We start from the raw sequence: 10,262 nt of genomic DNA, 5'->3' as shown, positions 1-10,262 counted from the left end.
TGAATGACTCTGGCCCATTTCAAAAGCGATTGCTTGCGTCATTGAACACTGGTAAATTTCTTAATCAAATTTTCAGCGTTGGGAGGCGCACCGATGAATAAACACGCGGCAATCGATAGCCCCGGCGATATGAAGCCTTCGGTTTTTCGCCAACCGAGTTCCCTGATGTATGCCGACAACTGCCGTGACCTGCAGACGGCGGCGCAACGAGGAGAGGTAGAGCTCCACGCCTGGACGCGTGGAAGCTATCCGGGCATTGCACTTGGGGACCGCCTGCCCGGCATCTGCACGACGGGGTACTGGGACGCGAGGTTTTCGCAGAACTGGGGCCTGAAACGCCACTGCAACGAGGGTTTCAAGATCGCATATCTGTCGCGCGGAAACCTGCGGCTGGTCGTCGATGACGAGAGCTACCTGCTGGAGCAGGGCCAGTTCATCGTCATCCGTCCATGGCAGCTTCACTCGATCGGCGATCCAACGGTAGGGCCGAGCCGCCTCTTATGGTTGATCCTCGATGCAGGACTGAGGCGCCCCAGTGAAGTGTGGCAATGGCCGGAATGGATGGTGTTCTCGCAGGAGGAAACCCGCAGGCTTGGGGAACTGCTGACCCAGAACAACCAGCCCGTCTGGGACGGCGGCAGCGAACTCAACACCGCCTTCGAGAGCCTTCCGCAAATCCTCCTGAACCGCACGCCGGAAAACGGCGAAACACGCCTGAAGGTCGCGATCAACACGATCATGCTCGGGCTGCTGGACCGGATGACGGAACAGGCCCCGACCCTTGATCCGGATCTTTCCACATCGAAACACACTGTCGAGATCTTTCTCCGACGGCTGTCGATGAGCGCCGCTGAGAACTGGACGCTGGACGTCATGGCCGAGGAATGCGGTCTGTCGAGGACCCGCTTTGCGGACTATTGCAAGCTCCTGACCAACATGAGCCCGGTGCAGTATCTTCAACATCTGCGCCTTGAGCAAGCCGCGGCGATGCTGCGCTTGCCCGATCGCGGCAGCGTCACCGATATCGCTTTCTCCTGCGGTTTCAACTCCAGCCAATATTTTTCAAGCGCGTTCCGCAAGCGCTATGGGCACGCACCCGGATCAACGGCTCAACTCTGACGTAAGCGGCACGACGGCGGCGGAGCGGCTACGAGTCAAGCGCTTTCCTCGACGTCTGGGCGTTGCACCGCTGACCGCTGGCCTCGTCGAACAGATGGCCGTGGCCTGCACGCGGAAGAACCTTGATAGTTTCGCCCGGCTGAAGCGATATCCGCTCGCGGAAGACGCAATTCAGCACATTGTCACCGATGCGGGTCGCCACATGAACCTCGGAACCGGTCTGTTCGACAACGATCACCCTTGCCTCGACGCCAGCCTCGTGAAGATCGATGTGCTCAGGACGAATGCCGAAAACAACCTTCTGGCCCTCTCGCGCCTGGCCCTGCGCGTCGCAGGCGAAGCGAACGCCATCGGCGGCTGCAAATCCACCGTCGATGAGCCTGCCCGAGAGCATGTTCATTGCTGGAGAGCCGATGAAGGCAGCTACGAAGACGTTCTGAGGGCGATCGTAGAGGTCGAGGGGGCTGCCGATCTGTTCGACCACTCCGTCACGCATGACGACGATCTTGTCGGCCATCGTCATCGCTTCCACCTGGTCGTGCGTGACGTAGATCGTCGTGGTGCCGAGGCGCTGGTGGAGCGCCTTGATCTCGGTGCGCATCTGCACCCGCAGCTTCGCGTCGAGGTTCGAAAGCGGTTCATCGAACAGAAAGACCTGGGGATCGCGAACGATGGCGCGCCCCATTGCCACACGCTGCCGCTGGCCACCGGATAGCTGCTTCGGCAGGCGATCGAGCAGTTTTTCGAGGCCCAGAATGCTGGCCGCCCCCGCGACACGCCGGTCAATATCGGCTTTCGGCCGCGCCGCGAGCTTCAGCGAAAATCCCATGTTCTCGGCAACCGTCATGTGCGGGTAGAGCGCGTAGTTCTGGAATACCATCGCGACGTCACGCTCCTTTGGAGGGATCGAATTGACGACACGGCCGCCGATGAGAATCTCGCCTTCCGTGATGCCTTCAAGGCCCGCGACCATCCGCAGCAGGGTCGACTTTCCACAACCGGACGGCCCAACCAGAACCACGAATTCGCCATTGGCGACCTCGATGTTCACCCCGTGAACGACCTTGACCGTGCCATATACTTTTTTGATGCCTTGTATCGTGACCGGGGCCATCGCCATTCTCCTCCGACAGTCTTTTCAATCGTATTTGACTTGCAAGCGCTGCGTTATGCCCGGCTACCCGAGACAGCAGGAACTACGGCCCCCGATTTTTCGTGGATGCCGAGGCGGGCGAAAGCTTCGGGCGGAGCTCCGTTGGCCCGCATGAGATCGGCCATCAACCCGATCAGCCTGCCCTCCTCGTCGCTGTCGGATAGCGGGCTTTCCTGGCCGGGGTCGCTTGCAAGATCGTAGAGCCGGGTTTCGGATTCAAGCAGCGCGCCGGGACCGTAGTTGTTGTACATCGGCGAACGCTCGGTGACCGGGACCTTCAGCACCCGGGCGCCCTTTGTGAAATCGAACGGCTCCGAAATACCCGCCGCCGCCAATTCGTCCGGTGAAAAGGGTGAGAAGATATGCGTCGGCATGAGCGTGTATTGGTAAAGCTCCTGCGTCGACAGGTCGTGCGGGAAACGATGGTAGGTGTAGCGTCCATCGGTCACGTTTACCGCCCCGCCGAAGTATCCGTAGAGCGCCGCGGGCCGGCAGGTTTCACCGGCAGCCATTCGGCAGAGTGAGATGCCCTCCATCTCCGGTGCGGGCATTACCCCGAAAAAATCCAGGAACGTCGGCGCAATGTCGATGGATTGGGTCAGCGACTCCGACCGCGTTCCGGCTTTCTCGGGATGGCGCGGGTCATGCATGAACAACGGAATATGTGCGACTTCCTCGTAGAGGTTCATGCGGTTTTTTGCCCAGAAGTCATGTTCTCCGAGCAGAAAGCCGTGATCTGTCGTGACGACGAGCGCCGTGTCCTTCCACATGTCGTGTTCATCGAAATAGTCGAGGAGTTCGCCGAGAAGATGATCGCACATCGCCACCACGGCGTAGTAGTTGGCGCGCAGTTCCTCACATTCCTCGGGAAGCTCGTCGACGCGCCCGTAACGCGGCCAATCGCGCACCGGCCCCTTCCATCCTGTCTCGTAGGGCTCCTTGAAACGCTCGGGTGCGTGAAACGGCTCGTGCGGATCGAAGGTTTCGATCTGCAGCAGCCAGTCGGAGGCGTCGCGGTTCTGGTCGAGGAACTCGAAGCCCTTGGCGAAACACTGGAGCGATGGAAAATCCTTCTCCTCGCGGATGAATTCGCGATTGACGATATTCTGGGCGAAATAGGAGCGCCGGCCGGTCCCGAATTGCCGGGCATGGTATTTTTCGCGCAGGCGTTCCCAGTGCGGCTGCACCATCGCTTTCCAGCGATCACCCTCCTGGCCACGCACGAATTCGTAGGAATCGTAGCGATTGTGGTAGGTGGCGCCGCCATCTTCCCAATAATGAAAATGGTCGGTGATCAGGTGACTGTAAATCCCCTTTTCCTTGTGGAGAATCTCCGGGAAGGCGTTGTCGAACGGCTCAAGCGGGCCCCAGCTGCGGTGGAGAAACGTCAGCCGCCCCGTCAGCATGTCGCGGCGGGCGGGCATGCAGGGAAGGCTGCCTGCGTAGTGCCGGTCGAACGTGACGCTCCGCGCAGCCAGCCGGTCGAAGTTGGGCGTCGGCACCCGCGTTCCGCCGTAGCAACCCAGGAGGTGCCGGTTGAGGGAATCGAACAGGACAAAAACAGCTTTCACGCTTGTCTCCCGATTTCGTTGTTCTCAAGGGACGAGACGGAGCCGTTCACTTCACGGCTCCTTGGGTCAGCCCGCTGACGATGTAGCGTTGCGCGATCAGCAGCAACACCAGAGCGGGCAGGATCGACAGCGCGGCGCTGGCCGCCATCTGCGTGTATTGTATCTCGAAGTCCTGCGCGAACTTGGCGATCGCGACGGGAACCGTTGCCGTCTGCTTCATCGTGAGGGTCAGAGCCACTGCGAATTCGTTCCACGAAAAGACAAACGTCAGGACACCTGCGGCAGCAAGGCCGGGCGCGATGATCGGCAGCACGACATGGCGCAGCAGGATGGGGGTTGTCGCGCCGTCCATGATCGCCGCCTCCTCGAGTTCCTTAGGCACATCGCGAACGAACACGCCCATCAGCCAGAGAGCCATGGGCAGGTTGAGCGTTGCGTGCGCCAGAATGAGGCCCGTCAGCGTGTTGTCGAGACCAACGGCGCGGGCCATGGAGAACCAGGCTCCGGCAAGGGCGACAGGCGGAATCATGTGAAAGATCAGGGTCCACGCCAAAAAGATATGAACGACCCAGGACGGCCACCGCATGCGGTGGAGCGACCAGGCCGCAAGGGTGGCGACAGTCAGGCAGATTGCCGTGCTCGTGACGCCGACGATCAGCGAGTTGCGATAGTTGAGCAGGAAGTCCGATGTCTTCGAGAATAGCACTTCCGCAAAGTTGCTCCATATGGGCGTGAAGAGGACATCGCCAATGAGGAGGGATATCTGGGTGCGGAAACCTGCCGCAACGGTCCAGACGACCGGAGCGATAACGACGAGGGCCGCCGCCGCGAGAGAGAGATGAAGCAGCGCCACGCGTGGACTCGAAGGATTTCTGCTCATGACGATGCTCCCGAACGTCGCGTCGCCAGGGCGACGACCAGCATCAGCGAGACGATGAAGATGACGGCCACCGACATGGCGGATCCGTAGCCGATGCGATCTTCCGTGAAGAACCTCTGGTAGAGCGTGAAGCTAACCACCTCGGTTGACGTGCCGGGGCCGCCGCTCGTCAGGAGGTACACTTCGTCGAACACCTTGAAGGCGAGCACGAGGCGGAATGCAAAGGTCACGATGATCGTCGGCACCATCAGCGGAAGCGTCACGTAGCGAAGCTCCTGCCACGGGCTCGCACCGTCCATTTTCGTGGCCTCGAAGACGTCCTGCGGCAATGACTCCAGCCCCGCCAGAAAAAGCAGAAAGCAGAATGGCGTCCAGTGCCAGATATCGACCGCGATGACCGAGAGAAGCGCGGTCTCAGGCGTGCCGAGCCAGTCATGCGGCATAAGGCCGAACAGCGACAGACTCTTGTTGACCAGCCCGAAGTCGAAATTGAGCATCAGCTTCCAGATCGCGCCGATCACGATGCCCGGGATAAGAATGGGAAGAATGAAAATGGCGCGATAGAGCACGCGGCCGCGTGTAACCTCGCTGCACAGCAATGCAAGCATGAACCCGAGCACCATCTGCCCGGCGACGGCGCCGAACGCGAACAGGAAGGTGTTGGACAGGCCGGCCCTGAAGAGCTCGTCGGAGGGCAGCGCCGCGTAGTGACGGAGCCCCGCCGCAGTGCGCACGGCAGTGCCGTTCACCCAGGCAATGTCCTGGAAACTTGAAAGGAAGAGGTTGGCGAGTGGGAGGATGCTCAGAACGACCATCATGCCGAGCGCCGGACCGAACGTCAGCCACCGCCAAAGTTGCTGGTCATCGCGTCGCCTGGCCTTTCGGGGCGTGATGCCCAGTGTCTGCACGCCCAATTGCTCATGAATGGTCATCCAACATCCCTCTTCAAACGCGGTTCCGGCGGCATGCCGAGCCGCCGGAACAGGTTAGTGATCATGCCGAGGGTGCGCGGGCATTGCCGCAGCACCGCTACCGCAGGGCATGCCCTCCTCAGCGCAACGGCTGCAGAGCGCCGGTTTTGTACTTGTAGCCTGCCATGACCGTCTCGATTTCCTTGGCCATTCCGTTCAGTGAGTCAGCAGGTGCAACCTCGCCGGCGACAGCCCTGTTCAGACCGAGCTCCAGCACCGCGATGACCTCGCTCGCCTCCGGGAACTGATAGGGGTTGACCGCGTGGGGCAAGGCTTTCGCAAGGGGCTTCATCCAGCGATAGCGATGCTCGTCGGCGATCGGCTCGTTGTAGACTGCGGCATGGATCGGGATACCACCCGCCTGGGCAGTCGCCAGTTGCGCCTGCTTGGTCTGGAACCAACGCAGGAATTCGACCGCGCCGCGCTTGCGATCGTCCGGAACGTTCTTCGAAATGCCCGCGAGCCAGTGCCCCAGCGCCGGTGCCGTAGGAAGACCCGGCAGCGATGGCGGCGGTGCCCATTCGATCTTGTCGACGACTGCCGACTTGGCCGGGTCGTCCATCTGCGACCATGCCGCAATGACCATCATGATGTGGCCCGCATGCCCGGTCACCATGTTCTGGATCACCTCTGCCTGATCGAGAGCCGCCGTCTTCGGGTGGCCCGCCTCCTTGGCAAGGCGCACATAGTATTCGAGTGCCTCGAGGCCCTCGGCATTGTTGATCATGACCGTATAGTCGCCGGCCGCCTGATCCTTGAAGATGTTGCCGCCATGTCCGAAGAGATACGGATAGAAGTCGTAGGCAACCGTGTGAGGGCCGCGTGCACCGCGTTGGACAATGCCGTACATACCTGGCGGCGAATGCAAGGCGCGGGCATTCGCTTCCAGTTCCGCGAACGTCTCCGGCGCTTTCAGGCCCTTTTCCTTGTAGAGGTCGCCTCGATAGTAAAGCATCGGAATTAGCGGCGAGACCGGCATGGACATCAGCTTGCCGTCGGGCGTGAGGCTTTTCTTGTCCGCATTGTAGTAGATGGTGTTGCCGAGCGTATAGACCTCCGGATCCAGCTTGAAGCCCGGATCGATGTCGGTAATCGCTTCGACGAAGCCGCCGGCATACATTTCCGTGAACCAGCCCGAGTTCATGATCAGCAGATCGTACTGGCCGCTGCTGGCGCGCACCGAGTTGCGCTGCTTCTCGAGCGAGCCCGCGAACGGATTGACGTCGAGTTCCACCTTGTTGCCGGTTTCTGTCTCGTAGAGTTCGACGGTCTTGCGGAAGCTCTCGAACCAGGGCGATTGATTGACGACGATTGTGATCGGTGAAACCGAGGATGCATACAGTGGACGCATTCCTGCAGCCATCGCGGCCGCACCGAGCCCCGCAGCTCCCATACCCTTCAGGACACTGCGTCTGCGATATTCGAAATTTGATCTCATTGCTTTGCTCTCCCTTTATAATTCGATCGAACCGTTGAGTTATTCGTCGGTGGCGCTCACCTGCAGAAGATCGGGCTTGCCCAGCTCCATTGACCGTTTGACTGACGCATGCGGACGTAGAGCCATTCGCCTGACTTGAGATCGTTCAAGTCGACGTGACCGCGCCACTGCCATTGGTGCGGCAGCGGCAGCGGATGGAAACGGTATGCTGGGCTGTCGATCGGACCGAGATTTCCTGAAAGCGCACTCTCCAGCAATCGGGAGGCGCTCACATCGACTGCCTTTCCATTGAACACGGCGTGGAACGTCGAATCCGGGCGTATCCGAACCCGCGCTGCAATCGCTTGCGTCGCCACTGTCGAGTTGTTGGGATTGGCGCTCGACTGGATTTCGAAATCGATGACGTTTCCGTCCAGCTCCACCGAATCCCGGTCGCGTGCGAGATCGCTGCCTTCGAGTGGGGAGACGATTTCCGCGCCGCGCAAACGTGGCTCGACTGCCAGGATCTCCCCGCCCGAGAGGCTGATCGATCCCTTCCAATCATGGACCGTGCCGCGCGCGCCCCAGCCCAACTCGATGACGAAGATCGTTTCGATCATTCCGTCTGTATCAGTGGCGATAGGGCTCTGGTGCAGATCCGGCGTGACGCGCGAGACGATACGGCCGCTTCTAATGACATCTATGAAGTCGATAAAGCTGCCGCCCACGGCCTCGATATCCAGCCTCGCATTGGACGAGGGCGATACTGTTCCGCCCTGGGCGATGTCGCCGATGGCCGTGAAGAGATGCGTGTTGTCGCCGGTCAGCGCATTCGTCCGACGCTTGCCGATTGCATCCCAAAGCGCTGTCCGGTCGTTTTCCGCCGCGTATACCGCCGAGCGGCCGTGACCGTAAGAACCGGGGTACGCGCTGTGATGGTCGGTGTTGCCGAGGAAGCCGAAGATGTGCCCTTGATTCAATCCGTGTCGCGCTGTCGAATGGCCGTCGCTTGGCCCCATTGAATGCAGAAACGGCCGGTCCACCATCGACGTCTCGGAGCATCCGTGCATGGAGACGATCTCCAGAACCGGCGACAGGTCCTCGTTGAAACTGCCCCAATTGATGCCGCGGGCACCCAGACGGTAGCCGATGTGGTGGGGAAAGGCCATCGCGCGCGATCCATAGGCGGATCGGAGCCGCTCATGCAGACAGCCCGGCGTGTCGGCTTCGATCAATTGTCGCTGGTCGAGATCCCGGTAGACAATGGTGTAGTCGCCATGCGCGAAGGAATGGATCTCGTAGCCAGGGAAAACGGTGAAGCTCCCAGGATCGTCGAATGCCTCGATCTGGCGAAAATGCTCCGGCCAGGTCTTCTCAAGCTTGGCAAAGCCCTTCACGTGAAAGTCGACAATATGGGCAACACGCGGATCGTCGACCGGCATGTCCGGCCAGAAAGCGTGCAGCGTGACAGATACGAAGTCAAGCTGCCGGCGTGATCGTACCAAAGCATCTTCAAACCGTCCGTGACCATACGAAAGGTCACAATGATTGTGGATATCGCCGTAGTATGCACGAAAGCCGAGCTCGCTGGCGAGCGGCGACAGGCGCGGCGGAAGACGCTCACCGAGCATGGCAGGCCCGCCTCACAAGCGAGTATGGCGCTGATGCTGCGGCAATGAGCGAGTACAATTGCGGCATGACGCCTCCCCTGCGTATTTACCAGTACAATATGTATTGTATTGCTACGCGCAAGCCAAGCGTATTGCAAGCTGTTTTTCGGCTCGTTGATAAAAATCGCTTTGCAATATGTGGTGAAGCACGCGCATGCAAAAACCGCCCGGCGGCCGATCAGCCTGGGGCGGTTTGCACAAAATGCGCTAGCAGATCGAAATCAGGCCCGGCATGACGCGCGTCTGACGCGACCGGTCAAAAGCCAGGCTTTACCGCCGTCACGACGGCGTTTTGAGAGACGGAGCCGCGCCGGTGCTATGACGTATTACCTCCCGGCACTCCAGATAGACCACTTGCGGAGGCAACTCCGGAGAGGAAAGGCGGCGGCGGATGCACCCAATCAACTGCTGCGCCGCCTCGAGGTAGGTACTCCCGGCCATGGTCATCAAACCGAAATGCTCCGTCGGAACATCGTGGTGGCCGAGCACGTAGACACTCAAATCGTCGGGGCTGCGCAGACCCAGCCTTTCAAGACTCTGCCGGATCCCCGTGGTGTCGGAGAAGCCGACCGTTATCATTGCCGAGAAAGGCAGCCTGCCCTCTCCATCCCGCACGGCCGACAGCGCCTCTTCAAGCGCCTTGCCGACGCTTTGCGTAGGATGCGGCAGGCCCTCAAGCAGAATGGGTGAAGACAGTTCGAGATCGAGATCGCGGCGCATTCCGATCCGGGAATAGGCACGGCGCACCGCCAATATGGGCTGCGCCATCGTATCGAGCGAGACAAGTCCGATAGCGCGGTGCCCGAGGTCCGAAAGGTGACGAAGCGCCATTTCCAGCGCCTCTTCCCAATCTGTCCCGATGCGATCGATATCGACGCCGGAGAGTGAATGTCCGTCCACCACGAGCGCGCGCGTCTTGTCCTGCAGGAGATGGAGCAGACTGATGGGGATGCTCTCATAGTGGGACTGCAGGATTGCGGCATCGAACTTGGGAATCGAATTGAGAATGTCGAGCAGGTGCCCGGTATGGTGGTAGGATATCTGCACCACTTTGCTGCCTGCCCCGGACATCTCGCCCACGATGTGGTTCTGCACGAGTGCGCAGCGTTCGTTCATGCTCGAATTGGACAGGATCAGCACACTGTCGAGTCGTTCCCGATCGGGATGCACTACCTCCGGCTTCCTGGAGACGCCCCGCCCCTTCAGGACATAGGTTCCGCGTCCTACCTGCGCTGCAACGAGCCCCTCGTCACGAAGCGTGCTGAACGCCTCCTGGACCGAAGCCTGGCTCACGCGAAAGCTCTTCATCAAATCGCGGATCGTCGGCAAGCGCGCGCCCTCGTCGAGACGCTCGATAAGATCGTAGAGAGCGCTCAAGACGATATCTGATGATGCTGTACGCAATGACTTCCCTTTCCTTCCTGTTCCGGCGCCGGGAACTTGGCGGCGTGACAATGCGAGATACAATTCAGGTCTGCGAG

The 10,262-nt window shown here is 60.3% G+C and carries 8 protein-coding genes; 1 reads left to right on the top strand and 7 read right to left on the bottom strand.

The window, feature by feature from the left end:
* Nucleotides 1-93 precede the first annotated feature (93 nt).
* A complete protein-coding gene (locus ASC97_RS28755) occupies nt 94-1,119 on the top strand; it encodes an AraC family transcriptional regulator (RefSeq protein ID WP_057471738.1) in 1,026 nt (341 codons plus the stop codon).
* Between the two features lie 28 nt (nt 1,120-1,147).
* Here the strand turns inward: ASC97_RS28755 and ASC97_RS28750 are convergent, their stop codons facing one another.
* The 7 genes from ASC97_RS28750 to ASC97_RS28720 all read right to left on the bottom strand — a co-directional run bounded on the left by ASC97_RS28750 (nt 1,148) and on the right by ASC97_RS28720 (nt 10,185).
* Complete coding sequence (locus ASC97_RS28750) at nt 1,148-2,233, bottom strand: ABC transporter ATP-binding protein (RefSeq protein WP_057471737.1); 1,086 nt, start codon at nt 2,231-2,233, stop codon at nt 1,148-1,150.
* 53 nt (nt 2,234-2,286) lie between these two features.
* Nucleotides 2,287-3,843 carry a sulfatase gene (locus ASC97_RS28745; protein ID WP_057471736.1) on the bottom strand — a complete coding sequence of 519 codons (1,557 nt, stop codon included), beginning with the start codon at nt 3,841-3,843 and terminating at the stop codon, nt 2,287-2,289.
* A gap of 46 nt (nt 3,844-3,889) precedes the next feature.
* Nucleotides 3,890-4,723 (bottom strand): carbohydrate ABC transporter permease, encoded by an 834-nt coding sequence (locus tag ASC97_RS28740; protein ID WP_057471735.1) that lies wholly within the window; start codon nt 4,721-4,723, stop codon nt 3,890-3,892.
* On the bottom strand, nt 4,720-5,655 hold the full coding sequence (locus ASC97_RS28735; protein ID WP_082530217.1) for a carbohydrate ABC transporter permease: 936 nt from the start codon (nt 5,653-5,655) through the stop codon (nt 4,720-4,722). The genes ASC97_RS28740 and ASC97_RS28735 overlap by 4 nt, the downstream gene beginning before the upstream one ends.
* A gap of 118 nt (nt 5,656-5,773) precedes the next feature.
* The gene (locus ASC97_RS28730; RefSeq protein WP_057471734.1) at nt 5,774-7,132 is read right to left on the bottom strand and encodes an extracellular solute-binding protein; all 1,359 of its coding nucleotides are present in this window, start codon (nt 7,130-7,132) and stop codon (nt 5,774-5,776) included.
* Nucleotides 7,133-7,188: 56 nt separating this feature from the next.
* Complete coding sequence (locus ASC97_RS28725) at nt 7,189-8,742, bottom strand: hypothetical protein (protein ID WP_057471733.1); 1,554 nt, start codon at nt 8,740-8,742, stop codon at nt 7,189-7,191.
* A 318-nt stretch (nt 8,743-9,060) separates the two neighbouring features.
* Nucleotides 9,061-10,185, bottom strand: coding sequence for a GntR family transcriptional regulator (locus ASC97_RS28720; protein ID WP_162246729.1), 1,125 nt, complete (start codon nt 10,183-10,185; stop codon nt 9,061-9,063).
* Between the last annotated feature and the right edge of the window lie 77 nt (nt 10,186-10,262).

The organism is Rhizobium sp. Root1203 (assembly GCF_001424945.1).
Classification (GTDB): Bacteria; Pseudomonadota; Alphaproteobacteria; order Rhizobiales; family Rhizobiaceae; genus Rhizobium.
The sequence above is the reverse complement of the archived record's forward strand: the minus strand, read 5'-3'. Positions and strand labels throughout refer to the sequence as shown.